Source organism: Siphonobacter sp. BAB-5385, assembly GCF_002261125.1.
Classification (GTDB): domain Bacteria; phylum Bacteroidota; class Bacteroidia; order Cytophagales; family Spirosomataceae; genus Siphonobacter.
Window position 1 is genome coordinate 31,700 of sequence record NZ_NMPS01000076.1, and the last position, 26,415, is coordinate 58,114.

Here is a 26,415-nt window from a genome sequence, read left to right on the forward strand (position 1 = left end):
TTTTCCAAAACACGACAGTCATGAAACACGCTTTACCACTCGTACTCCTGTTCGGGCTGGTTTTAGGCCTGACTCCCGCTACGCTGGCTCAGGAACGTTTTGGCCTGTATCTGAAAGCTCGTCATAAAACCACCCGCATTCCGTTCGAATTACAATCGAATCTGATCATCGTACCCGTTAAGGTAAATGGTTCGGATACGCTTCGTTTTATTCTCGATTCGGGGGTATCCACCATACTAATTACCGATCCTAAAGTTCCCATTGTTCAACGCATGAAGCCGGTTCGGAAAGTACAGATTGCCGGAGCGGGCGAAGGCGGGCACCTATCGGCAACGGTTATGGTTGGCAACTCCATTCAGATGGGGCATGTGCGGGGTGGCAATCAGAATATTGTGGTCCTTGATCAGGATATTCTGCAAATTTCGGAGTACGTGGGAATGCCCATTCATGGGATTTTTGGCTACGAACTGTTCAGTCATTTTGTGGTGACTATTGATTTTGCCCGCAAGGAACTCCTCCTGGAAGAGCCGAGTCACTACCGCTATAAAAGTCGGAAAGGCGATCAGTTTCCGATCACCATTGAGGATGCCAAACCTTACCTGAACGCGGTAGCTCTGGTTGATAAAGCTCGCACAGTGCCTCTCAAAGTGGTGATTGATACCGGGGCGGGGCACGCTCTTTCGCTTGATGTCAATTCCCGTAACCAAATTCCCCTGCCCAATAAGGTCATCCGTACCCAGCTTGGCCGTGGATTAAGCGGGGTAATCAATGGTAGCCTGGGCCGCGTGGAAAAAATCCGGATTGGTAATAAACTGGAACTCACCAATTTGATTGCTTCCTTTCCCGATAGTCTGGCCTATGGCATGAAACTGGGCCGACATCTCGAACGCCAGGGAAACATTGGTTGCGAACTGTTGCGGCGATTCCGGGTAACGTTCAATTACCAGCAGCGATATGTGGTACTGAAGCCCATCCGCCGCCGCCTGCGGGAAGCATTTGAACACAACATGAGTGGCATGGACATTGTGGCCAAGGGCGTTGACTACGACGAATATATCATTGAACGTATCGAGCGGAATTCGCCCGCTGAACTGGCTGGACTCGAAGAAGGCGATCAGCTGATCAGCGTGAACGGAGAAATTTGCCGCGATCTTTCCATGTCTGATTTATACAAAATTATGCAACGCGGCGAAGGCAAGGAACTGCTCATGGCTATTCGCCGAAACGGACAACTAATGGTGACCAGTCTGGTACTAAAACGCATCATCTAAACGCTGGAACGTGTTTTTGTAGGGTTAAAATCAGTATTGGCCGTAACTCTTTCGGCTAGTATTGACCAACGTTATTACTTTCGTAGACTCGTTGAACCCTTAAACGCCGCCACGTTTATGAGCACCCGTTTGTTAGTACTCCTGCTGTGTACCGTTGGTATGTCAGCTTTTGCCACACCCACTATTGATCCGCCTTCCCGAAAATTTTCCCTGGGTTTACTGGGCGGTACGCTCGGTTATGGAGCGGAGGTGGGTTACAGTCCCCGCGAACGATCGAACTGGCAGTTCCGGCTGGGATTTACGCACGTAGGCTACAAAAAGCCCTTCGATGTGGATGTGAACGATGACTCTAAACTGCACCTGTCGCCACTCGTTCGCATGAATCTCCTGCAAGTGCACGCCGACTGGTTTCCGTTTTCGAGAAGTTCTTTCCACCTGACGGGCGGCCTGGGTTATCAGGTTAACCCAAACTATGCGGTTTTGGGCACCTCCGATACGGGCCTGATTCTTGATGACATTGAAATTAAACCGGAAGATTTTGGGAATGTAGAGCTCCAACTTCGCTGGTGGCAGGTAACTCCGCACCTGGGACTAGGGGTGGGCAGAGCCGTTCCCAAAAATCGGATCGGCGTTGGTTTCGAACTAGGTTGTTACTACTTGGGAAGCCCTAAAATTGATTTTAGTACAACAGGCCTGCTCGACGCCACTACATTGCCCGACCAGATTCCTCAGATTGAACATAACATGCGGAATTACAGCTTTCTGCCATACTTATTGTTTTCGCTCAAGTACCGTCTGACGCCGTAAATCCGTCTGATTCCGTAAAAATCCATAGTTTTGTCCGGCTAAAGCTCATCTACTGCATGAAGATTCCTTTTCGCGTCGGACATGGCTACGACGTTCACCAATTAGAAGAAAACCGCCCTTTCTGGCTCGGCGGCATTCAGATTCCGCATTCACACGGGGCCAAAGGCCACTCTGACGCGGACATTATTTGCCACGTCATTTGTGATGCTCTGCTGGGTGCAGCCAATCTGCGAAACATTGGCTACCATTTCTCGGATAAAGATCCGCAATGGAAAGGCATTGACTCCAAGCTTCTACTGGTTCGCGTTCTGGAAATGATTCGGGAAAAAGGGTATGAAGTAGGAAATGTAGATGTAACCGTAGTTTTACAGGAACCTAAGCTCAATCCGCACATTCCGGTGATGAAGGCCGTACTGGCCGGGGTAATGCAGATCGATGAAGAGGATCTTTCTATCAAAGCTACTACCTCCGAACATTTAGGCTTTGTTGGAAAAAAAGAAGGGATTGCGGCTCACGCCGTAGCCCTGATTGTGCGGGCAGATTTGTAAGGCCTGCGTTACACATGCACCACTAGTAACGCCCCGATCATTCCATGACGGTTATGAATCGGGGCGAGCTATTTATTACTTCCCTGTGTAGGCCTTACTTGTTTCGCAACAGATAAAACGTACCTGCCTTACGGTTCGGTTCGTTTTCCCGATTACCGTACGTATAGATTAATTCGTACAGATAGAGGTCAGCAGGCATAGCGTTGCCCTGCGAATCTTTTCCGTTCCAGCCCAGCTCTCGATCGTTGGGCGTAAAATCTTTATTTTCGAAAACCGTATTTCCCCAGCGATTCAGTACACGGAACAGCTTTACCTTTTCTAGCTTATTCCCAAATACGGTCATCCGTTCACCCGTACTCGGACCGACGCCATCGGGCGTAAACGCTTCGGGTACCCCTACCCAGCACGAATCCATCTGTACGGCGGTAGCCTCGGTAGTTGAATCCGAACAAACACTGAGGTAGGCTGCTTTTAAAGACAACTGATGAACGCCCGAAGGAATAGCCACTTCTGGATGTTCGCCCGTTGAAACCAGGGCTCCATCCAGATACCACTGATAATCGGTGGCTCCCACCGATGCATTAGTCAGCTTCACGGGCATGGACGAACAGAATGTTTCCCCCACACTAAAAGCGGCTTTGGGAGCCTCGCGTACCTGAATCGTTCGCTGCAGGGTCAGTGAAGCACAACTCCGGGGCGTCCCAAACACCGTAAGCTTAACGGTTTTGGTACCGCCACTCGCGTAGCTAAGCTGCGGAGAAACCTGGGCTGAATCGAGCGTACCATTCCCCAAATCCCAGAGAAACCCCGTGAGTTGGGTTTGCGTCAGATCGCTTGTATTTACTAGCCGTACAGGTTGCCCGATGCAAGCCAGTGAATCAACGCTAAAACTCGCCTGTGGCCGAATGGAAGTTTGGATACGCTTCTGTGTTGAATCCGTTCCGCAAGGGGTAACGGCCACCAATGTAATGATATAAGCAGTTGCTGGTTTCTGAAACGCAAACGTAGGATTCTGTTCCGTAGAAGTGCCTTCATTGCCAAACCGCCAGAGCCAGCGGGTAGCGACGGGCACTGTAGCATCCGTAAACTGTACGGGTGCTCCCGGGCAAACCACTGATTCACTCATGGAAAATAGCGGTTTAGCCGTACTGGGTGATACTTTTACCTGAGCCGTAGCCTCATTTGCTCCGCATTCGTTTTTAGCCGTCAGCGTAATCGTATAGGTCTGCAGCTGATCACGGGAAGCATACACGTGAGCTACCGTATCGTCGCTCGAATGAACCTCGGGCGTACCGTCTCCAAACTTCCAGACAGATGCCCCGGCTTTTCCAACGGAAAGATTAGAAAACAGAAACCGAGCCGGAGCACAGCGAATACTGGTAGAATCCACCCCAATGCCCGCCTTTGGCAGTGGTTTCACGACAATTGTGAGCGTATCCCGCTTGGTGCCACAGGTGTTTTTCAGGGTGTGAGTAATTAGAAACCTTCGCCGGTCAGTCGTTGTATTTTCCAGCCTGGTCGAAGGGGCGTGTTCATTACTAGTACTCACGCTGCCAAACGACCACTCGGAAGTAAAACCCGGCCGTTGAGTAGCCTGAGGCTGAAACGTCACATTCAGGGGCGTACATCCCTCCCGAACGCTGGGCGTAAACGTTGCCGATTCAGGAGCTGTAAGGACGGTAAGAGTTACCGAAACTTCCGTTCGGCATTCGCCTTCGCCCAAAACGTAACGATACGGATAGGTTCCGGCTGTTTTTGGATTAAAATAGGTTTTCCCCGATTGCTGCGACAGTAGACTCGCTTCTCCCTGCCAGTTTCCCCAGGTTTCACTCGTCGTTAGGGGTAATAGCTTGGTCCCGAGGCAAAGACTCGTATCACGCGAAGGAGACAGAATTTTTAACGACCGCACTTCCCGTACGTAAAACGTGTCGGGTTTTGGTGCGTACGTACCACAGGCGTAAGGTAATTCAGCGGTTATAATGTAAGGCTGCGGGGAAAATCCCAATTCCCGCTCCTGTCCAGCGGATAAAGGCTGTCCGTTCACAAAGTACCGGGCATTTGGATTAGGGTTCGGAATCCGGTACCGAATGGGCGTACATACGCTGGGCTGGTGCTGAATGGTGAGTTCGGGCTTGGCTACCGTACGCACACGAATGGTTCGTGGGCTGGACGTTGCACAGTCATTCAGGGCAACAAGCGTGAATTGATACGACGTTAGCTCTTTTAACTGTACCCGTAACACCGACGAGGTAAGCGATGTATTCTGAACGAGCGTATAGGCCCCTCCACTAATTTGCCATTGATAGCGTGAACTCCCCAGCGAGACCGTACCATCCAGTGTCAGTATGCCTCCATTTTCCAAACATACCAGCGTATCCCCATCCATGATTTTTACACCGTTCGGTCGAATTTGGGCGAGTGGGGTTTTTCGGGTGGATATGGTGTGAGTAGTGGTCGTAGTACCGCAACTGTTAGTGGCACTTAGCGTAACTTTATACGCATCCTGCGAGCTGGAGAAAATATGGGTTGGGTAAATATCCGTGGAAGTGCCTCCATCCCCAAAATCCCACTTATAAGTCATTTCATTCCGAGATGGGCAGGATGTATTACCGATGCGTACGGCATTTTCCTGGCAAATATCCGGCACACTGAATTGTGCTCGTGGACTGCTTTTGAATGTGATGGGAAAGATATCCGTATCTACCGGAGGCTGACAGGCATTGTCGGTCCGCAACTCCAGGTTGTAATCAACACCGGTACCACAGCTTCGGGTAAATTCCCCCAGGCTATACGTATGGGTGCGGGTGATTTCATTATCCTTTGAATAATCGAGCGTTTGCGTAAACTCATCTTTTCTCCCATCCCCCCAGCTGATCGTATAATTTGTAATGGGACAATGCCCCGCCGGAATAATCACTTTTACGCATAACGAATACACCGAATCTTTCTCCGTAACGCAAATTAAAGGTTGGTCACAGGTACGAATCGTGGCTTTTTGTGCCCATGCGGTGCAAGTAAATACTAGGCACAAAAACGAAAGACAACCTAATTTCATGAATAGTGGGCATAGTTCGGATCGTGTAAAAATAGCTATTCATTGCTTATCATCTATTTATTTATACTCAATAATAAATACTCTTTTTTATCTTTCCGAACCTTTTATCCAACGCACCTTCTCCTATGCCCCGTTTTTACTTTACTTTTTGGATTATACTCTTTGCCTTTCTGGCAGAAGTATACGGTCAAGATCCGCAATTTTCCCAATTTTATGCCAATCCATTAGCTCAAAATCCTGCTTTTACGGGTAATGCCCGCATGGGTCGCGTCATTGTCAATTATCGGAAGCAGGCGTATGGCCTTAACCGTGATTTTGAAACCATGGCCGCCTCTTACGATACCTATCTGGAAAACACGGACTCGCGTACGGGTCAGCCTTCGTTAGGATTGGGGTTGCAACTCATGCGGGATAAACAGGGGGCGGGTACTTTCATGGGCAGTGCCGAAGGGCTCTATACAACCAGCGGCTATATATCGGCGTCGAAACGGCTGGCTCGTTTTGGGAGGGATGGTAAGTATAAATTTTGGAGTGGTATGCAGGTAGGCGGGGTGAGTCGCTTATTCGAGGACAGAGTCTTTTATTCGCCGACCAGTTTTCGGGATCGGGCGTTTCGCCGACCTCCATGGATCCGGTTGCTCTGGCTAATGGTATCAGTCGAAATTTCTTTGACGTCAATGCCGGATTACTTTTCGAAGTAGATCCGCAGGAAAACATGGCTCTTTACGATCGCACCGAAACGATGTATTGGGTCGGCGGAGCCATCCATCACCTGAACAAGTCCCTACAAAATGATCCCTGGTTACCCGTCAGCCAGCGAGTAAGTCTACAGGCGGGCCTCACCATTCCGTTTGCCCGGATCCTTAGCCTGGAACGGGGACATACCCCTAGCCCCTACCGCGTACGAACCCATACGCTAGCGGCTAATGTTCGACAACAGGCGGGGCTGGCTCAACTGGATTTCGGGTACAACTGGCGGTACAGTCCCCTCATGCTAGGGGCGTGGGTTCGGGGAATTCCTCTGAACAAAGCCAGTAAAAACTTCCAGCAAAATGCTCTGGTGTTTTTAGTCGGTATCCAACCTACCGATTTTCCGTTTCAGGTCGAACTTAGCTATGATTTTCCGCTGTCTACGTTTCGAGGATACACGGGCGGAGCTTATGAACTTTCGCTCTGGATGGGGCTGGAAAAGCTGGGGCTTTCAACCAAACGTTTTCGGCAATTCAAGTTTCCTGCCCTGTGAAAAGAAGAGCGACCTGTCATGAACAAGCCGCTCTTCTTTACATACGACAAGTAGTTTTATTCGTAGGTCACGCGACCGATGATACTGCGGCCGAGGGTGATTTCATCGGCGTACTCCAGATCGCCCCCAATGGGTATACCCCGGGCAATCGTGGTAATCTTGATGGGATACTGCCGGAGTCGTTTCGTCAGATAAAACGAGGTAGTATCGCCCTGCATGGTGGGACTTAGAGCCAGAATCACCTCCCGAATTTCGTTTTTCGGATCGGCCACCCGGTCAATCAGCGATTCGACCTGTAAGTCAGCTGGGCCTACGCCCTCCAGTGGGTTGATCAATCCACCCAGTACGTGGTATACCCCGCGAAACTGAGCCGTATTTTCAACAGCGAGCACATCGCGGGTATCTTCGACCACGCAAATCAACTGACTATCGCGGCGGGGATTGGCACAAATCTGGCACAGATCCTCGTCGGCAATGGTATGGCATTGCCGGCAATAGCGGGTTTGGGTACGCAGATTCACCAGAGCCTCAGCCAACTGGGAGGTCTGCTGTTCTTCGCGTTTGAGCAAATGCAGAGCAAGTCGAAGAGCCGTTTTTTCCCAATTCCAGGAAGTTTACTAATCTCTTCAACAGCGTCTTCTATGAGTTTCGAAGGATAATTCAAGCGAGTGGTATGGCTGGCGGCCTGCCGATACCGGACTGTTTCGTTCCGATCATTGACAAGGCCAAGAACAAAAAACGATTCTAAAGTACTTCAGCACTAATGCCCCGTTCACAAATGGCATTTCGCATGGGAGCCAATTCTTCAAACGCTCCTTTTTTCACGGCACATTTCCCTTTGTAATGAATCAGAATGGTACACTGTTCCGCTTGTTCAGGCGTATGACCGCACACTTCCATGAGTGTATCGATTACCCAATCGAATGTATTAACATCATCATTAAAAACGACCAGGTCATGTTCTTCCTGTTCCTCAGTTGCTTCCAGAACATCTACGTCTTCTTCTTCCCAGGGTTTCGGTAAGGTGTTCATTAACATGGTTATATCCAGTAAATCAGTGGTTTATTCAAAAACAAATGTACCCTTTATAACCCGCATAGCCAACCGAAGGTTCAAGGAAGTTTATATTCTTCCATGAATAAAAAACAGTATTTTGTTCATCCCATTGTAGGTTTGCAGAATGTTTGGCCGGATGGCTTTACGACCCATTGAAAGCTCCGCTCTCTCTCATTAGCACCCTTGTTTTATTCATGAACGCTTACCTGGCTCTTTTCATCCTGCTTGGCTACTTTCTGATGCTTGTGGCCGTTTCGTTTTACACCTCCCGTGGAGCAGACACCAACGCTTTTTTTACCGCAAATAAGCAGTCTCCCTGGTATCTGGTGGCCTTTGGCATGATCGGGACTTCGCTTTCGGGAGTAACCTTCATCTCTGTTCCGGGAAATGTCAGTACCTCTCAGTTTACCTATTTTCAGGTTATCCTGGGTTATCTGGTCGGCTATTTTGTGATTGCCACGGTACTCATGCCGCTGTACTACCGGCTGAATCTGATTTCGATCTATTCGTATCTGGATAAACGTTTTGGTTTCTGGTCGTATAAAACCGGGGCGGGCTTTTTCCTGCTTTCGCGAACCGTAGGATCCGCGGGCCGGATGTTCATCGCCGTACAGGTGTTGCAACTGGCAATTTTTGATCGTTTCGGCATTCCTTTTGAGGCGACGGTCCTTTTTGCGATTGTACTCATCTGGGTTTATACTTTCAAGGGCGGCGTTAAAACGATTATCATTACCGATACGCTTCAGACCTTTTTTCTGGTAACGGCGGTATTTCTAACCGTATTTCTGATTGCCCGGCAGCTTAACCTGGATTTTGGTCAGCTCTGGAATACTGTACAGTCTACACCCTATTCAAAGATTTTTGTCTGGGACTGGGCTCCCAAAAACAACTTCTTTAAGGATTTCATTTCCGGTGCCTTCATTGCCATTGTGATGACGGGACTGGATCAGGATTTAATGCAGAAAAACCTGACGTGCAAGAACATCGGCGAAGCCCAGAAAAACATGCTCTGGTTCTGCGTCGTACTGGTGATCGTCAACTTTGCCTTCCTCAACCTGGGAGCTTTGCTGCTGATTTATTCAGAACAGATGGGCATCACGATTCCTGCCAAGTCCGACGATTTGTACCCGATGCTGGCTTTAGGGAATCACTTTGGCTTAATTGCCGCCATCACCTTCCTGTTGGGCATTACGGCGGCGACGTACGCCAGTTCTGATTCGGCCCTCACCGCCCTGACGACTTCGTTCTGTATTGACTTTCTGAACATTGAAAAATACCCCGAAAAAGAACGTCAACGCATCAAAACCTGGGTACACCTGATGTTCTCGGCCTTGTTTCTGGTGGTGATTATTCTCTTCAAGCAATTGAATAACCAGTCGATGATCCGTACCATATTCGATCTGGCCGGTTATACCTACGGACCTTTGCTGGGACTCTATACGTTTGGACTCTATACGAAATGGTCAGTAAAAGACCGCTTTGTACCCGTGGTTTGTATCATTTCTCCGGCATTAACCTACGTACTGGTTAGTCATTCGCAGGAATGGTTCAGTTATACCTTTGGCTTCGAAAAACTGTTGCTGAACGGTTTTCTTACGTATGCTGGTTTGGTAGCTCTTAAAAAACCCGCCCTTGCCTATTAAAACGCAGGTACAGATAATTAAAAAATTTGAGATCATTTTTTAATTATAAAAGCAAAAAATATAACTTTGTACAGAAGAACGTCATACCTCTAAACATCTGTACTGTCAAACGCTACTACTTCTTTCCATTGAAAAAGGTGGTAGCGTTTAACAATATAGATCCCGCAAGAATTTTATTTTCAGGAATTTACCGATTCCGTATATTAGCAGAATCTTACAGTTACTCTAATCTAAAAGCGTATCTGCATTCCCCCAAACTTAATACGTATGAGTCTTTTTACTTTGCGACGGTCGTCTCGACTTGCGTTTGTGTGTATCTTTTTACTGGCCTTCCGTAGCATGGCTCAAACCCCTACGGACGGCATCATGATGGGTAAACACCTGATTTGCAACGTGGCCAGCTATTCCAACAGCCAGTGGAGTCAGTACTGGGAAGGAACACTTAAACGCAGCAATGCTAACGTAGGTACCTTTACCAGTCAGAATGTGATGCTGATGAGTGCCTACGGTCTCACCAAAAATCTGAACGTTATTGCAGGTCTGCCCTACATCTGGAATCGTTCAAATGGTGGGCACTTTTCCCGTCAGGAAGGAATTCAGGACCTTTCCGTGTGGCTGAAATACCGGGCATTCCGGGCGGAAACTTCCCTGGGGACCTTCGCCCTGTTTGCAACGGGAGGTATTTCGGCTCCAGCAAACCAGTACATTCCGGATATGTTACCGTACTCGATTGGTCTTCGCTCAAAAACGGCCTCGATCAAGGGCATCGTTCATTACAAAATCAAAGGCTTTTACCTGACCGGTCATGCGGGCTACATTCGTCGTAGTAACATTCATATCGACCGGGATTCGTATCAGTACGACGGCGTGATGTACGACACCCATGAAGTGATGGTTCCTGACGTAGTCGATGCTTCGGCTCGCCTGGGGTACATCAATAAATACGTACAGGTGGAAGGCTTCATTGACAACATGACCAGCCAAAGCGGCGACGATATCCGCCGTCAGGACATGCCGTTCCCCACCAATAAAATGGATCAGACTCAGTTGGGAGGCATGGCTAAAGTGCACATGTATCTGAAAAATGGCAGTTTCTTTACCCTGGTTGGACAGTACAGTCAGGTAACCGCCGGCCGCAATGTAGGTCAGGCCCGCATGTATACGGTAGGCATCCAGCATACTTTCAACGTTACCGGACGTTCGTCTGATCTCCCCTAATCCCCAAACACGTATGAATACGCTTCGTCGATTAAGCTTATTATCGCTGATCGTCTTACTCAACAGCTGTGATAAGAGTATTGATCAGCCGTCACTTACGGTATACGAACCAGCTGGGCTGGATGCCCAGGGCGGTCAATGGAAACCTTTTGTATTAACTTCAACCGATGAAGTTAGCGTTCCGGCTCCGCTCACGACGGAATCCAGTACCTACAAAGCTGAATTACAGGAATTGAAAAGCCTCAGTGTTACGGCTGAACAACAAAAAACAATCGATTACTGGTCAGCAGGTGGCGTTTACCGCTGGAATGAACTGGCCCGTACCCTGGCGGCCAATTACAATCTACCTCCGGTTTACGACGAGATCCAAAAGAAGTATCCCGTACCCGATGCGGCCAATCCCACGGCTGAACCAAAGTTTCCCTTCTGTAATCCCCCCTATGCCTCCCGGATGTTTGCCTATCTCGGTGTTGCTCAGTATGATGCTCTGGTGGCTGCCTGGAAATACAAATATCAGTACAATCGACTGGCTCCGGCGAAGGTAGATGCGGGTATTACTTCTACATTACCCGTAACCGACCTGCCTTCGTACCCCTCAGAAGATGCCGTGGTAGCCGCGGCTTCGTTTGAAGTTTTGAAAGTGATGTTCCCCGGCGAAGTGGCCAAACTGACGGCGACTTACGAAGCCCACCGCAACAGTCGGATCTGGGCGAAGGCTAACGTACGCAGTGACCTCGAAGCAGGGGAAGCACTGGGCAAAGCCGTAGCGGCAAAAGTCATTGCCCGGGCCAAAGCCGATGGCATGGGAGCGGCTAATAACCAAGCTGCCGTAGCCGCCATGATTGCCGACGCCAAAGCCCGGGGTTTACGGAAGGAATGGACCAGCCTGGATGCCCCCGCTCGTCCGCCGATGTTACCGACCTTCGGCAACGTAAAAACCTGGAATTTTACAGATGCTCAAAAGGTGACTATGCGTCCGAGCCCACCTCCAGCATTGGGTTCGGCTGGTTTTGAGAAAGATCTGCAGGAACTACGCGATATGGGCAAGAAGCTCACCCGCGATCAGCACCGCATTGCTTCCTACTGGTCGGATGGTGTAGGCAGTTACACGCCGCCCGGACACTGGAATCGGGAAGCGGCTAACCTGACCCGCAAGTACAAGGAGAATGAACTCCGGGCCGCCCGGACCATGGCTCTGGTAGGTACTTCGCTGATGGACGCCGGAATTGCCTGCTGGGATACTAAATTTTTCTATTACACGCCCCGGCCGTTCCAGGTGGATCACGCGGTACGCTCGACTATTGGAACGCCCAACTTCCCCAGTTTCACGTCCGGACATTCGACGTTCTCCGGGGCAGCGGCAACGGTACTGGCGTATTTGTTTCCTAACGACGCCGACGCCATGCAAGCCCTGGCTGCTGAAGCTTCGGTATCCCGCATTTACGGTTGCATTCATTACCGTTCTGATTCGGATGTAGGGCTGGTTCACGGTAAATCAGTAGGCGAATACGCCGTCAAACGAGCACAACTCGATGGAGCTGGTCGTTAAATGATACCCAACGCCTGACTTCCCCTAAGTCAGCGTTTTTACTCTCATCTTTCCATGAAAATCTTCTTTTATGCCGGACTAATTAGTCTGATTATCTTCGAGTTAGCCAGTATTTACTTCATCATGCCTCTGCCGGGCAGTCAGCGGATTCAAAGCCTGGAAGCCGCCTATTTTATTCATCGCTGGCGGGTTTCTTTTTGGGTAGGCTGTGGATTACTGATTGCCTTGGGAATCATTCCTGCTTTTTCAGAATACGGAAAAAAGTGGGTACCCATTCTGGCCTCCCTGGTAACGATTGCCTTGGTTACCTGGATTCACTTTAAGATGAATGCTCAAGCACTTTTTAAGGAACCGCAACAGGTGCAGTTGGCCCCGGGCTCCCAAAATAAAGTAAATCCCAAACGTCTCGTCGTGGGTGTTGTCATGGGCAAAGAAGCCCGGGCCTACCCCATTCAGTTTTTAACCTATCACCATCAGGTACGCGATACCGTAGCGGGTACACCCATTCTGGTTACGTATTGTTCGGTTTGCCGCACGGGCCGCGTGTACGGATCACTCGTCGATGGAGAACCCGAAACGTTCCGTCTGGTCGGTATGGATCATTTTAATGCCCTGTTTGAAGATTCGCGTACGCATAGCTGGTGGCGGCAGGTTAACGGGGAAGCCGTGGTTGGTTCCCTGAAAGGTTCGTATTTACCCGATGTTCCCAGCCGTCAAACGACGCTCGAAGAATGGTTGAAACTGTATCCTAACAGCCTGATATTTCAGGGTGATCCGGCATTTGCCGACGAGTACAGCAAAGATATGGCTTATGAAAACGGTACGCTGGAAAGCGAACTGACGGGTACCGACAAGCATTCCTGGCACGATAAATCGTGGATTGTGGGCATTGATGCGGGCCGAAGTTCCAAAGCCTATGACTGGAACCGCCTGAAACAGCAACGCATCATTAATGACGTCGTTGGCGACATACCCGTCCTGGTGGTACTGGCGAAAGACAATGCCAGTTTCTTTGCCTACCAGCGACCCGATGTTTCTACGATTTATGCCTTACAAAATGATTCCCTGATTACCGTAGGCCATAAGTACGACCTGGCGGGCCGCTCTTCGGATGGGCGGCTACGACCCCTCAATGCCTCCCAGGAATTCTGGCATAGCTGGTCCACGTTCCATCCCAAAACGGAACGGTATTAGACGATTGTTCGCTTACGCTTAAACATACGATCATTCTTGACTACTAGATATATCTTCGCTGCCCTGTTGATTGGACTAGGGCTTCGTGTGCATGCCCAAACGCTGATTCGGGGTACTGTGCTGCAATCAAATGGTCAGCCTCTGACCGGTGCAACCCTTCGCGTAACGGGCAAAACCCTGCAAAGTGATCTCCAGGGACAGTTTCAATTGACACTGGAAGCGGGTCGTTATACCTTTCGACTTTCTCACGTAGGTTTTCAGCCCCTGCAACAAGCGGTTGTAATTCAGAGGGTTAATTCGCAAACACTGGTATTTACCTTGGCGGAATCGGTTGAAAACCTGGATGAAATTTCCATTCGTGAAGGAGCCGACCGCTCGCTCAAACCACTGCCCAGCGTTCAGGGCACGTATCTGCTTTCCGGACGAAAATCCGAAACGATTCAGATGAATCAGATGGATGGCAACGTAGCGGAAAAAACGGTTCGTCAGATTTTTGCCAAAATCCCCGGAGCTTTTGCCTATGACATGGATGGTAGCGGGAATCAGGTCAACGTAGCCACCCGAGGGCTTGATCCACACCGGGGCTGGGAGTACAACATCCGCACCAACGGCGTCCTTACCAATTCGGATCTGTACGGCTACCCGGCAAGCCATTTTTCTGTACCGATGGAGGCCGTCGAACGCATTGAACTCGTACGCGGCAATGCTTCCCTACAATACGGGGCCCAGTTTGGCGGTATGCTTAATTACGTACTGAAAGGACCGGATTCCAGTCGCGGATTCAGTTACGAAACCATTAATACGGCGGGAGCTTTCGGCCTGCAAAGTACCTTTCACCGCGTGAGTGGGAAACTGGGTAAATTCACTTACAATGCGTATTTTCACCGCCGTACCTCCGATGGCTATCGTAAAAATGGCCGCTCGGTAGCAGAAGGCGAATTTGTCAGTCTGGGGTACGCTTTTCGCCCGAATGTAACCCTGAAGGCGGAGTTGGGTCGTTCGTACTACCGCTACCAGATTCCCGGTCCGCTAACGGATGCCCAATTTGCTCAGGACCCGCGGCAGTCTACGCGTTCACGGAATTATTTTAGTCCAGATATTTACCTGCCCTCTCTGCGATTCGACTGGCAGATTTCGCCGCGTACCACCTTCCAGGCCACAGCTTCTGCCGTATTAGGCTGGCGAAATAGTGTCACGTTCGAAGGCTTCGCCAACCAGCTCGATACCATCAACCGAGCTACCGGCCAGTACAAAAACCGGCAGGTAGATCGAGATAAATTTAAGAGCTACACGCTGGAAGCCCGCCTCTTGCATCGGTACCAGATCGGATCCGTCGGTTCTGTACTTACCGGAGGAATTCAGCTCATTAACAATGATTTGCACCGCCGACAACTAGGGAAGGGAACCACGGGTACGGACTACGACCTTACGCTGGTGGGCGATTATGGCCGGGATATTCATTACAAAACTAAAAACGTAGCCTTCTTTGCCGAAAATCTCTTTCAGTTGACGCCCCGGTTGAGCCTTACGCCGGGTGTACGTGTAGAATTGGGAGAAACGCGACTGTCGGGCCGACTGGCCTATGCTGAAGCTTCGGCTTTACCTCCCCGCCTCGATCACCGTTTCCCGCTGTTTAGTCTAAATGGACAGTATAATCTGGGTAAAGATCTGGATGTATATGCGGGCTGGTCACAGGCGTATCGTCCGGCTATTTTTAAGGACATTATTCCGAATTCAATTCTGGAACGAGCCAATCCCAATACCAAAGACGCCCATGGCTTCAATTCCGAACTCGGCATTCGGGGTACCCGGCTCCGGGGTCGACTGACCTTTGACGTTACGCTGTTTCAGTTAATGTACCGCAACCGCCTCGGTAGTCAGGTCATTACCGAAGGTTCACAGAGTTTTGTTTACAAGACCAACATTGGTGACAGCCGTACGCGGGGCGTGGAAGCTTACGCCGAATTCGCCTTCGTAGAACGTGCCCGCAGTCGCGTTTCCGTCTTTACATCAACTTCGTACATGGATGGTCAGTACATCGCAGGACAGGTTTCTGATGGTATCAATCGCTCCATTCAGGGTAATGCGATTGAATCCGTCCCTAAATGGATCAGTCGGAATGGGCTACAGGCCAGTTACTATGGACTCTCAACGACCCTGCAATTCAGCTACGTAGATAAAAGCTTTTCCGATCCGCTCAACACCGTTACCCCAACGGCCAACGGAGCCCGGGGTGTAGTGCCAGCGTATGGATTATGGGACTGGCACGCCAGCTATCGCCTCGGTCGCGGCTTTACCCTGCGTGGGGGCGTCAGCAACCTTACCAATCGTAGCTATTTTACCAAACGTCCAACCATGTATCCAGGTCCTGGCGTCTGGCCGTCAGATGGCCGGAGCTGGCAGCTTAGCATAGGATTAAAAATTTAGGGAAGGTTCTTTTGCCAGCGTATTTTTAGCAGCAATCCTTTTTCTTTTGTGCCACAGATTCGCCAGAAAAGCAGATCTGTGGCTTTTTTCATGCCATTTTAAAAGCAGTACAGCCATGATTGAAAAAGGAATCGGTCAGCAACGCGTTCATTTTTTACACGTTACTCCGGAATTAGATGGAGGTCGTTATGCCGTCAAATCCATCGCAGGGGATACGCTGTGGGTAGAGGTAGACTTACTGGTTGACGGCTTTGATCTCCCAACGGGTGAATTACTGTATCGCCACGAAAGTGAAGCGGACTGGACCCGCGTCCCTCTTTCTTCGTTGGGAAATGACCGGTACGGAGCCGAATTATTGGCATTTAAGCAAGGTGCCTATACCTATACTTTCGAAGCCTGGGTAAACCATCCGCTAACCTGGCAACGAACAATCACGCAAAAAGCCCGCGATTTTCAGCCCGTCGCTACAGACTTGCAGGTGGGTGCCGGGTATTTGCAGGCCATGGCTGCTACCGCTCCGGAAGCCGAACGAGCATCGCTTGAACAAACGGCTCACTGGCTCCAGCAACCCGAAGCCTATCACGAAGCCATTACGTTCGCTTTAAGTGAACAAATGATCGGCTGGATTCACCAATATCCCCTACGAAAAAATATCAGTCGTTACGAAAAGGAACTGCCTTTGTACGTAGATCGAGAGAAAGCGGCTTTTTCGGCCTGGTATTCTTTGTTTCCGCGTTCGACGTCCACGGATCCGCAAAAGGCGGGCACCTTTCGTACTACGATGGATCGCTTGCCTCGACTGGCTGATTTAGGGTTCGACGTCCTGCATCTCCCACCCGTGCATCCCATCGGACATCACCATCGCAAGGGCAAGAACAACGCACCCGTAGCACAGTCCAGCGATCCCGGCGTTCCATACGCCATTGGAAACGACTCAGGCGGTCACCTGAGCGTGGCTCCGGAACTAGGTAATCTACAGGACTTTAAAGCATTGATTGCGGAAGCTCAGCGACTGGGTCTGGAAGTGGCGATGGACTTAGTAGTACAGTGTTCGCCCGATCATCCCTGGGTACAGGAGCATCCCCAATGGTTTGTCCAGCTTCCCGATGGGCGTTTTCAATACGCCGAAAATCCTCCGCATAAGTACCAGGATAGCTATGCCCTGAATTTTGAAACCGACGACTGGCCTGCCCTTTGGGAAGCATTCCGGACGATCGTCTGTACCTGGGCTGAATGGGGTATTCGGATCATACGCGTGGATCAGCCCCACGGAAAGCCCTTTGCCTTCTGGCAGTGGCTCATACGGGAAACCAAGCAGCTCTACCCGGATTTACTTTTTCTGGCTGAGGCCTTTACTGCTCCTAAACCGCTTCAGTACCTTTCTCAATTGGGCTTTAGTCAGAGCTACACGTACTTCATCTGGCGAAATAGCAAGGCTGAACTGACGGATTACCTGCACGAGCTCACGCAAAGTGATCAGCAATACTATCTGCGGCCCAATTTCTGGCCCAATACGCATGATGTGAATCCGTTCATCCTGCAAACGGGTCTGGAGCCATTGTACCTGACACGGTATTTCCTGGCGGCTACGCTGTCATCAAATTATGGACTTTTTGGCCCCAGTTTTGAGTATATGAACCACGAAGCGTATCCGGGCAGAGAGGAGTACCTTAATTCTGAAAAATATGAAATTAAGCACTGGGACTGGTCGCGTGAGAATAAACTGACCCTTTTCATACGGATGCTCAATCGCATCCGCCGGGAAAACTCAGCATTACAACGCACCAACAACCTAACGTTTGTTCACCTGCCGAACGAGGCCCTGCTCGGGTATCTGAAAACGCACACTAACGGGAATCGAATTTTATGCATTGTAAATCTTGATCCACATCAACGGCAGAGTTCGGGTATTCAGATTGCCCCACACCTTCTTGGAAAACAGGATCACCAGCCCTTCATTGTCCATGATCTGCTAACTGATAATCGCTGGCAATGGCAGGGGGAATGGAATTACGTAGAACTTGACCCCGGCATTCTACCCATGCATTTGTTTCGAATCGAAGATTATTAAGCAAGCAGTTCGAAAGAACGCCACGTATCCTGGTTTGTCAAACCTTCAACCCAAAGCTTTGTCAGGGTAATTAACTTTAGAAAGCATATCCAAAATTAATGCTAAGAATCAGTAAACCGTGCGGGGCCTTTTCTTGAAAAAGTGCAATTTTGAAGTTATGAAACCGGCAGCTTCAGAAAAAGTAGAAGAAAAATTATTCAAAAAAAATCAAAAAAAATTTACTACCATAAACTACTAATAGTCAGTGTTTTACATTTTTTATTTAAGACAAATAAAAATTTTTTTCGTTGGAGGAGGTTACATTTTGCCTTCCCGATTGATATAGGTGTGAATTCGGGACATAAATATAAAAAAAATGAAAAATTTCGCACGCCTTTCAGCTTACGCTTTACTGTTCTCAGCTAGCATCTTTTCTTTAACTTCTTGCAACAAAGAAGACGAAATTAAACCTCAGCAAACGAAAGTCGTGCAAGAATCAGAGAGAGATTCAAGCATTCCTCCTCTGCCATTGATTCGCCGCTAATTGATAGGAAATTCTATCATTGAACATATATGGGTCTCACCTAACCCTTAAGACATAGTACTGCATAAGTATCCAAATATCCGCTCTAGCAGTACTGCATTAGCCAAAGATAACTACCTTCGGAACGCACCGCCAGGCTTCCGAAGGTTTTGGCATTTTTAGGGCTTTATTGTTACTTTGTTAGTGTAACACGCGGGTTGTCTTATGTTTTGTTTTTGCAAAGGCAAAATAGTTAGTTGGATAGGAGTTTGGCTGCTGATATTCGCATCCCTGGATATTTCGGCTCAACATAAGTCTGTCTCTGCTGAACCCGCCATTCGAGACTTACAAACCCAAGGAGAAGTGGCTTATCAGAGCGGCAAACATGCTCAGGCCATGTTGTATTTTAAGAAAGCCATTACCCTTTGTCTCCGCTATAATAATCTTCCCCGTTACGCTGACCTTTTGATTGAATCCAGCACGATTCCTTACGGTCAGGGAAATTTACCACAAGCGATCCGACAGTGTGAAAAAGCCCTTCAGATTCTGAAAAAAGCTCCCGTCGACTCCATTCGCTTCAAGGCCTATTCTAACTTAAGTTTTTACCATAGTCAGGTGTTTCAAATGGAACAGATGCAACAGTATCTGGAAAGGGCGGAGCAAATGCTTGAAGACAATCCTCGCCTGACTACTCTGACCCCTGGATATGTAGCTGCTTATTACAATCAAAAAGGCGTATATTACAATGACACCGGCGACTTTGTTCAGGCTACAACCAACCTCGAAAAAGCCCTTGCCGTAGCTAAAGAATATCATTTATCAGGCCACCTTTCTGCGGTTACCAATAATTTAAGTACGCAATACGAAAACTTGGGGAACACGCATAAGGCCATTACGCTGGTTAAGCAGGCTCTGTCGTTCGAACGAACGCCTTACCAACAAATCGTTTACACGCTCAATTTAGGTCGCTATTATCTTAGCCTTAACAAGCCTAAGGAAGCTTTTCAATACCTGACGCAGGCCCAGCAAATTGATGATACTTATGGACGGGAAAATCCGGATTATTTTAAGGAATCAAAAATTACGCTATATCAAAACTGGGGGTCATACTACGCGGCTACTCAGCAGGTGACCAGGGCCGTTCAGTCGTATGACAAGGCGATCATGCTGGCTCATGCTCACTGGGGCGATAAACATCCTTCGCTTTCCATAGCCTATCGTGACAAGGCTCAATTGCTGGAAAACCAGGGCGATCTGAATGGGGCTCTGGCCAACTATCGCCACGCCATTAATGCTGTGTCTTTAGGTTCTCCCGTAACGGAATTACATGATTTACCTGCGATTCAGGAAGGCGTTTTATCCGAACGCGAGCTGATGTATGCCTTGCTAGGCCAGGCCTCTGTGATGGGAAAATTCTCGAATCGCGATTCCTTTCTGCAACCTGCTTTCGAAACCTACAAATTAGCGTTGCACCTGGCCGAGCGGATTCGTCTTAATTACGATGTATCGGATGCGAAGCTACTGTTCGGACAGCAAATTTCCGTAGTTAATGAGCAGGCTCTTCGCATTGCCTATGCACTCTACCAAAAAACACAACAGTACCACTACCTGAAAACGGCATTTACACTTACCGAAAGTACGCGGGCTTCCACCCTTTCGGATGCCCGCCGGGAACAAACGCTGAAGAAAGCCTGGGTACCTCAGGAATTATTAACGAAGGAGGATGGACTCAAAAAAGAACTAACCAGTACCAAGTTACACCTGCAGCAACCCCGTTCGCGTAAACAACATGATAGCCTTAAGCTGATTCTGGTAGAGCAGGAACTAGCGTTGGATAAATTCCGACAACAACTGTTGCAGCGTATTCCTTCGCGTCATCGCCAGTCGGTAGAAAGTATGTCGGTGGATACCGTTCGTGAAAAATTACTGGATAATCATACGGCCCTGCTTTCGTACGTTTTAACAGAACAGGATTTGTTTGTTTTCGTTATCACCCAGTTCCGCGTCAAATGGATCCGTATGCCTTTCGGTAAGTCGCAGAAAGCCACACTGGCAGCGTTACAGCAGTCGCTTTACGATAACCCAGGACTTTCGCCGTACAAAGGCCACTCCGCAGCCCAGGCGGGGTACCGGCAGCTATTTCTACCCTTGAAACCGTACCTTCAGGATATTAAACGGCTGATTATCATTCGGGATAAAGAACTGAATTACCTGCCTTTCGAAACTCTGGAAACGACCGCTTCAGGTCGGGATTTTCTTTTGCGTTCGTATTCGATTCGCTATGCCTATGGAGCTTCACTGACTCAGGTACACGCTTCAACTCCCTGGACGGGTGGTCCTAATGGCATACTCGCCATGGCTCCATTTTCAGAAACTTCGTCGCAGAAAAATTCCTTTCGGGATACTTCCCTATTGCCCCTACCTGCTTCTCGCGAAGAGATACGATCGGTAGGAGGCTTACAATACGCCAATCGCCAGGCTACTAAACAGGAATTTCTGGATCATTACGCTTCTTCACAAATCATTCACCTGGCCACCCACGCCCGAACGGATGACAGAGAGGCCGAGCGTTCATTCATCGCCTTTTATCCGGATTCAGCGGATTACAAATTGTACACGGACGAGCTTTACAATCTTTCCTTCAATCATACGCAAATGGTTGTATTAAGTGCCTGCGAGACGGGTCGAGGCCGTTTGCACCGAGGCGAAGGACTAATGAGTCTGGCCCGTGGCTTTCTGTATGGGGGTTGTCCGAGCGTTGTGACTACGCTTTGGAATGCTCATGATCAGACGGCGGCTTACCTTTCCGAACGCATGTATTTCCATTTACGAAAAGGTGTACCCATCGATCAGGCATTACAATTGGCCAAACTGGATTTTTTTTCTTCGGATATGGCCGCTCTTTACGATCACCCGTACTACTGGGCAAACCTGGTCCTGATCGGCGATGCCTCGGTACTTTACGAGTCCAAATGGGCGACGATCAATCGTATTTCAGCGGGCTTTTTCTTACTCAGCAGTATTTTTCTGGGACTTTTCCTAGCCCGTTACTGGCAACGGCACCGTTAACTCACCCTCCTGTATATACTACACAAATAAAAGCCCTTCCTCGGGACAGGGGAAGGGCTCTCTGGGTTGGATGTAGAGTACTTTAAATGCTAGAAATCGTATGGCTGACTTTTACGGTTAAGACTACGCTTCGTCTTTGCCGAACCACTTGGCGATACGAATCTGCCAGCTGATTTTCTGTTTATCGAGCCAGGTGATGTCGTAGCTAAAATCCGGATTTTCCGTAATTTCCTGATAAATGGTTTCAGCTTCTTTAGGTTGATTCGCCTGCAGGTACGCCACCGTCAGATACCACTTAGAGGCATCTTTGAAATACGGACGGACCTCACAGTCAATTACTTGCTGCAGCCTTGGAATGGCTTGTGAGGGCTGTTGCGTCATGACAAACGAACGCCCTGCATAGAAATTCTCAAAACAAATCCGGCTGGGCTGTTCCGAGATGCTCGCGTCACCACCCCGTAAGGTCTGGCTAAGCGTATCCTGTACTTGAATGGGACTCAACGTGATGTACGAAGTGAACGCAATCGTCACCGCAGCCGCGGTTCCTGCCGACCACTTCCACCAGGGAACCTGCTGAGGCTCACGGTGTAAGGGAATAACAGGCGTCTCCTTGGCGGGCTCTGCTTCTGCATCCTTCCACTCTTGTACTTTTTCCGCATGAATTTCTCCGACCATCTCGGCCAGCAGAAAATCATCGATAACTGAATCGGCCTGTTGCATAAATTCAACTTCGCGGGCAAATTCAGGATTACTAATCATCTCCTTTTCGAACGCTGCTCGTTCGGTCGAAGATAGAGCATCATGGAGATATGCATCGATCCATTCCATTTGCTCCTGGCCTGATTTAGGTCTCATAGCGAAAGAGGGCTTTGAGTTTTTGTAAACACTTGTACTTTTCATTAATAGCGACTCGCTCGTTATCAAATCCCATCTTCTGAGCAATTTCTCTCATAGAAAGCCCGTCCCGGCGATAGGCCGTCAGGATAGTCTGACACCTTTCACCAAGCAGATTGAATAACTGTATGTAGCGTTCCTGTTCTTCCCGTTCTTCCATGATTCGTTGAGCAGAAGCTTCCCAGGAATCGTAACCTCCTCCCGTAGCTTCCATCTCTTGGACGTAATCACGCATGAATCCTCGCTGCTTGAGCGTGTTTCGCCACCGGTTTTTGGCCAGTACGAATAAAAACGCCTCGATCGTTGTTCCCTCCTGCAACTGAAAGCTGCCATTACGCACAGCTTGAACAAAGTTGAGAACGGTAGTCTGAACCAAATCGTCGGCGTCGTGGGCGTCTCCCCCATTCTGCAAAACGAAGTAGCGAACCGGACTAATGTGATGATCATATACGTCCCGAATAGCTTCATTCAATTCGCGACGATCTTTCGAACGGAGCCGAGCAATCAACTTTTCCTGGCTCTGAGTTCCTATCAATACCTTGAAATTTTGCATATATCAATCGAAAGGCCGAAATGTAACCTCATCTTTCAAAAAAAAATTTGTGTCTTTTATAATACATTGATAATCAGAATATTATAAACTATGAATTTTTTGAGATTTTTCATCAGGTTTTCTTAATTTTTTGTCAATTTCTTCGCAGTTCTCTTCAGAACAACCACAAAAAAAGGCCATTCCCGAAGGAATAGCCCCAATAAAAAAAATATTATTTGCCCTATCCCAGGCGTTGCCGAATAGCTTCGTATAGCAAAATTCCGTTCGCTACGGAGACGTTTAATGAAGCAACCCGGCCACTCATGGGAATGCTCACCAGCTCGTCGGCCGTGCGTAATAAGTTCTCGGAAATACCATCTTCTTCAGACCCCATAATGACAGCCGTCGGGACCGTCAGATCGACTTCATACAGCGTTTTCGAAACTTTCTCCGTACAGGCTACCACCTGTATACCGGAATTCTGCAAAAAACGGACCGTCTCTAACAGATCATTTTCCCGACATACGGGCAAAAAGTTCAGAGCACCCGATGAGGTCTTCATGGCGTCTGAATTGATCTGGGCACCTCCTTTGGCGGGAATGACAATGGCCTGTACACCAGCACACTCAGCGGTTCGGGCAATTGCCCCGAAATTTCGAACGTCGGTTACCCGGTCCAAAATTAGAATCAAAGGCGTCTGGCCTTGTTCGAATACGTTCGCTACGACGTTCTCCAGTTTGGCGTAGTTAATGGCCGAAACGAAAGCAATCACGCCCTGGTGATTTTTCCGCGTAATTTGATCCAGCTTTTGTTTAGGAACTTTCTGCGTGGGTATATTACGCAACCGGGCAAATTCGAGTACCTCAATATTCCCCAGCTCCCGCTGAATCAGTAATTTATCAATTTCTTTTCCGGCCCGTATGGCTTCCAGTACGGGTTGAATACCAAAGACAAACTCCGATTTCGACTCCGGGCGTGGCTGCCTGGGTCTGCTATAAAATGGCTTTTTTCGCCGGGCTCACTGCCCTCTACTCGATTTCCCCGTTTCTCCATGCTTCGACAGCGGGATACCAGATGGGTTGAAATTCTACGAATCGTGATAATTCGTAGTGATCTTCCACAAACTGGTTATTCCGTTTATTGAACGTAAAATTTATTTCTGAAAATTGTGAATTGCGTTTGGTATAGACCCATACTTCGCGGTCTTTACTGCGATTGACGCGGGTGGGCGGCCCCATGATAATGTATACCATGCCCCGGTCGGTTTTCCAGCCTTCCTTGTAACTGGTAAAGAGATCATTCGCCCGCTCGACACGTCGGTAGAACGAAGAAATGGTCCGCTTCGCCGTTTGCTGATTTCCGTTGGACATCGACAACCAGTAGCGATCCAGGGACCGTTTAGCTTCGCCGCCATTGCGTAAATCATTGATTTCCTGATTCGTACTCATATACACCAGCGGCCGGGCCAGTTGCTGAGGATACGTATAGCGGGGAAAACGGTCTGGGACGCCCATCAGGCCAATGCCAAAAGATTCCGTCGTATCGCGAACAAAATAGTGCAGTCCTTCGTGCTGAATCGTAAAGGGTCGGCGTGTGGTCACTTGAGCTGACGAATCTACGTACAGTTGTTTGGGTTGAGGCCGTAACGTCGCCATCGGCGGTAATGCCGCATCGAATTCAAAACCGTAGTGGAAAAAGCGGAACGTAGTATCGGGCCGTTGCAAAGCCATCAGTTGAACCGTATCGCCCTGACGAGCAAAGTTTTCAAACAACGGAACTTTTCCCGCCCCATCAAAATGGCATAGTAGTCGCCTACTTTTCCGGATTGAAAACGAACGAACGTATCGTGAGTCGTCATACCACCTTTAGCATCGGTAATTTCTGACATGACCACCCCCGTATAAATTTGTCTGTCGGGCTTGGGTACGTCGAACCAAACCGTAAAGACCGGACCGCCGGACGTTGTCTTACGAATGAAGTTTTCGCCTTCGCTGAGTTTTAACAGTTGGGTAGATACCAATTGCTGACGACTGCCGTAATCCGGCAACATCCAGTACCGGATGCGAAACTCCTGAGCGAAATCAGCCGAGGACAGGTTTCGATCGGGCTGTACCCGAACATAGGTCCGGATTTGCGAACCATTATCCAGAAAACGGCTTCGTACCGAAAACAAGAATGCATCGGTCGAACGATTAGTAGGGCTTGCAGCAGGAGTGGCTGTACGTTTGGCTGTATTGACTTTAGACGAGGTACAACCAGCCAACAGACCTAGGGAAACTCCTAAATAAATCAGGTATTTCATGGATTCATGGACGAATGATACAAAGATGCGTTTTTTTCTTCGGAACAACCGGCAAAACGCCAAGTGCGTCGGTTACGAATAACGAAAAAGATAGCGATTCTCACCTGTGTACATCCATAAATTTTCTGGTTTTGCCGGGAAGGTGGTATTTTTGCTCCTTCGATGCTCGTTACCATCGAAACAGGAGCCGTGGCTTGGTCCGCATTCCTCCACCCCGTTCTTCATACGATCATGTACAAAACCACCGAAATAGCCTCTTCCGAACTGGTTTCTGATAACCCGGTTCACCAACGTTTGTTGTTTCCTTACATGGAAGCAGCCCGAATCGTGCACGGGAATGTACTGGAAATTGGTTGCGGTACCGGACGGGGCGTGGGCGTACTGGCTCCTTCAGTCACACACTATACGGGCGTTGACAAAAACGAACCATTAATGACTAAACTGAGTCAGGAATACCCTGATTTCAAGTTCATTGACATGTTTCTGCCGCCACTCAAAGACCTGCCTGACAATCATTTTGACTTCATCGTCACGTTTCAGGTTATTGAGCACATTGAAAACGATGACTTTTTTATTCGGGAAGCCCACCGCGTTTTGAAGCCCGGCGGAAAATTGCTGCTGACGACCGTCAACAGGAAATACTCCCTGACCCGGAACCCCTGGCACGTGCGGGAATACCTGGCCTCGGAACTCAAAAACCTGATCCTAAAATACTTTCCGACGATCGATACGCAGGGTGTACACGGCAACCAGAAAGTGTGGGAGTACTACGAGCAGAATAAAAAATCGGTGGAGAAGATTACGCGGTTTGATATTTTCAATCTCCAGTATCGCCTGCCCCGCCGCTTGTTGCAGGTGCCTTACGACGTAGCCAACCGTCTGAGCCGTAATCTGATTCAGAAGTCAGCCACCGGACTGGTTTCCGACATTACGTACAAGGATTATTTCCTCACCAACGACGCCGAGAATTGTTTCGACTTTTTTTACGTTGCAACGAAGTGAGTTTTCAGTTGGCGGTTTTCTGTTTTCAGTTT

19 protein-coding genes and 2 pseudogenes are annotated in these 26,415 nt (G+C 48.9%); 13 read left to right on the forward strand and 8 right to left on the reverse strand.

What is annotated here, in order from left to right:
• Nucleotides 1-20 precede the first annotated feature (20 nt).
• The 3 genes from BWI93_RS07480 to ispF all read left to right on the forward strand — a co-directional run bounded on the left by BWI93_RS07480 (nt 21) and on the right by ispF (nt 2,626).
• The gene (locus BWI93_RS07480; RefSeq protein ID WP_094809792.1) at nt 21-1,271 is read left to right on the forward strand and encodes an aspartyl protease family protein; all 1,251 of its coding nucleotides are present in this window, start codon (nt 21-23) and stop codon (nt 1,269-1,271) included.
• 117 nt (nt 1,272-1,388) lie between these two features.
• On the forward strand, nt 1,389-2,078 hold the full coding sequence (locus BWI93_RS07485; protein ID WP_094809794.1) for a hypothetical protein: 690 nt from the start codon (nt 1,389-1,391) through the stop codon (nt 2,076-2,078).
• Between the two features lie 56 nt (nt 2,079-2,134).
• A complete protein-coding gene (gene ispF, locus BWI93_RS07490; protein WP_094809796.1) occupies nt 2,135-2,626 on the forward strand; it encodes a 2-C-methyl-D-erythritol 2,4-cyclodiphosphate synthase in 492 nt (163 codons plus the stop codon).
• A gap of 94 nt (nt 2,627-2,720) precedes the next feature.
• On the opposite strand, the gene BWI93_RS07495 is transcribed toward ispF, so the two are convergent.
• Complete coding sequence (locus BWI93_RS07495) at nt 2,721-5,564, reverse strand: PKD domain-containing protein (protein WP_176454159.1); 2,844 nt, start codon at nt 5,562-5,564, stop codon at nt 2,721-2,723.
• 242 nt (nt 5,565-5,806) lie between these two features.
• On the opposite strand from BWI93_RS07495, the gene BWI93_RS07500 reads away from it, so the two are divergent.
• Together BWI93_RS07500 and BWI93_RS07505 are read left to right on the forward strand one after the other, a co-directional pair.
• Nucleotides 5,807-6,382 carry a type IX secretion system membrane protein PorP/SprF gene (locus tag BWI93_RS07500; RefSeq protein ID WP_094809800.1) on the forward strand — a complete coding sequence of 192 codons (576 nt, stop codon included), beginning with the start codon at nt 5,807-5,809 and terminating at the stop codon, nt 6,380-6,382.
• The gene (locus BWI93_RS07505; RefSeq protein ID WP_094809802.1) at nt 6,307-6,924 is read left to right on the forward strand and encodes a type IX secretion system membrane protein PorP/SprF; all 618 of its coding nucleotides are present in this window, start codon (nt 6,307-6,309) and stop codon (nt 6,922-6,924) included. Before BWI93_RS07500 ends, BWI93_RS07505 begins: the two co-directional genes overlap by 76 nt.
• A 56-nt stretch (nt 6,925-6,980) precedes the next feature.
• On the opposite strand, the pseudogene recR reads toward BWI93_RS07505, so the two are convergent.
• Together recR and BWI93_RS07515 are read right to left on the reverse strand one after the other, a co-directional pair.
• Nucleotides 6,981-7,588: pseudogene (gene recR / locus BWI93_RS07510) on the reverse strand (recombination mediator RecR).
• An 80-nt stretch (nt 7,589-7,668) separates the two neighbouring features.
• Nucleotides 7,669-7,956: an ATP-dependent Clp protease adaptor ClpS gene (locus BWI93_RS07515; protein ID WP_094809804.1), complete on the reverse strand. Its 288-nt coding sequence runs from the start codon at nt 7,954-7,956 to the stop codon at nt 7,669-7,671.
• Between the two features lie 218 nt (nt 7,957-8,174).
• On the opposite strand from BWI93_RS07515, the gene BWI93_RS07520 reads away from it, so the two are divergent.
• The 7 genes from BWI93_RS07520 (at nt 8,175) to BWI93_RS07550 (ending at nt 21,653) form a co-directional block, all read left to right on the forward strand.
• Entirely contained in the window at nt 8,175-9,623 is a 1,449-nt protein-coding gene (locus BWI93_RS07520) for a sodium:solute symporter (protein WP_094809806.1), read from the forward strand.
• A gap of 267 nt (nt 9,624-9,890) precedes the next feature.
• On the forward strand, nt 9,891-10,841 hold the full coding sequence (locus BWI93_RS07525) for a hypothetical protein (RefSeq protein WP_141217385.1): 951 nt from the start codon (nt 9,891-9,893) through the stop codon (nt 10,839-10,841).
• A gap of 13 nt (nt 10,842-10,854) precedes the next feature.
• Complete coding sequence (locus BWI93_RS07530; RefSeq protein WP_094809810.1) at nt 10,855-12,390, forward strand: phosphatase PAP2 family protein; 1,536 nt, start codon at nt 10,855-10,857, stop codon at nt 12,388-12,390.
• 54 nt (nt 12,391-12,444) lie between these two features.
• Nucleotides 12,445-13,584 (forward strand): DUF3179 domain-containing (seleno)protein, encoded by a 1,140-nt coding sequence (locus BWI93_RS07535; RefSeq protein ID WP_094809812.1) that lies wholly within the window; start codon nt 12,445-12,447, stop codon nt 13,582-13,584.
• A gap of 36 nt (nt 13,585-13,620) precedes the next feature.
• The gene (locus BWI93_RS07540) at nt 13,621-16,011 is read left to right on the forward strand and encodes a TonB-dependent receptor (protein WP_217902245.1); all 2,391 of its coding nucleotides are present in this window, start codon (nt 13,621-13,623) and stop codon (nt 16,009-16,011) included.
• A gap of 115 nt (nt 16,012-16,126) precedes the next feature.
• Nucleotides 16,127-18,082, forward strand: coding sequence for a maltotransferase domain-containing protein (locus BWI93_RS07545; protein ID WP_094809814.1), 1,956 nt, complete (start codon nt 16,127-16,129; stop codon nt 18,080-18,082).
• A gap of 865 nt (nt 18,083-18,947) precedes the next feature.
• Nucleotides 18,948-21,653 carry a CHAT domain-containing protein gene (locus tag BWI93_RS07550; protein WP_176454160.1) on the forward strand — a complete coding sequence of 902 codons (2,706 nt, stop codon included), beginning with the start codon at nt 18,948-18,950 and terminating at the stop codon, nt 21,651-21,653.
• Nucleotides 21,654-21,776: 123 nt separating this feature from the next.
• Here the strand turns inward: BWI93_RS07550 and BWI93_RS07555 are convergent, their stop codons facing one another.
• From BWI93_RS07555 to BWI93_RS07575, 5 genes and pseudogenes are all read right to left on the reverse strand, one after another.
• Nucleotides 21,777-22,508: a hypothetical protein gene (locus tag BWI93_RS07555; protein WP_133163370.1), complete on the reverse strand. Its 732-nt coding sequence runs from the start codon at nt 22,506-22,508 to the stop codon at nt 21,777-21,779.
• Entirely contained in the window at nt 22,498-23,100 is a 603-nt protein-coding gene (locus BWI93_RS07560; protein WP_094809820.1) for an RNA polymerase sigma factor, read from the reverse strand. The genes BWI93_RS07555 and BWI93_RS07560 overlap by 11 nt, the downstream gene beginning before the upstream one ends.
• Nucleotides 23,101-23,320: 220 nt before the next feature.
• Nucleotides 23,321-24,028: pseudogene (gene rlmB / locus BWI93_RS07565) on the reverse strand (23S rRNA (guanosine(2251)-2'-O)-methyltransferase RlmB); the annotation flags it as partial.
• Between the two features lie 79 nt (nt 24,029-24,107).
• Entirely contained in the window at nt 24,108-24,851 is a 744-nt protein-coding gene (locus BWI93_RS07570; RefSeq protein ID WP_141217386.1) for a GWxTD domain-containing protein, read from the reverse strand.
• Nucleotides 24,809-25,381: a hypothetical protein gene (locus tag BWI93_RS07575; protein ID WP_094809826.1), complete on the reverse strand. Its 573-nt coding sequence runs from the start codon at nt 25,379-25,381 to the stop codon at nt 24,809-24,811. Before BWI93_RS07575 ends, BWI93_RS07570 begins: the two co-directional genes overlap by 43 nt.
• A gap of 231 nt (nt 25,382-25,612) precedes the next feature.
• Here BWI93_RS07575 and BWI93_RS07580 point away from each other — a divergent pair, with 231 nt between their 5' ends.
• Complete coding sequence (locus tag BWI93_RS07580) at nt 25,613-26,383, forward strand: bifunctional 2-polyprenyl-6-hydroxyphenol methylase/3-demethylubiquinol 3-O-methyltransferase UbiG (protein WP_094809834.1); 771 nt, start codon at nt 25,613-25,615, stop codon at nt 26,381-26,383.
• Nucleotides 26,384-26,415: the final 32 nt, after the last annotated feature.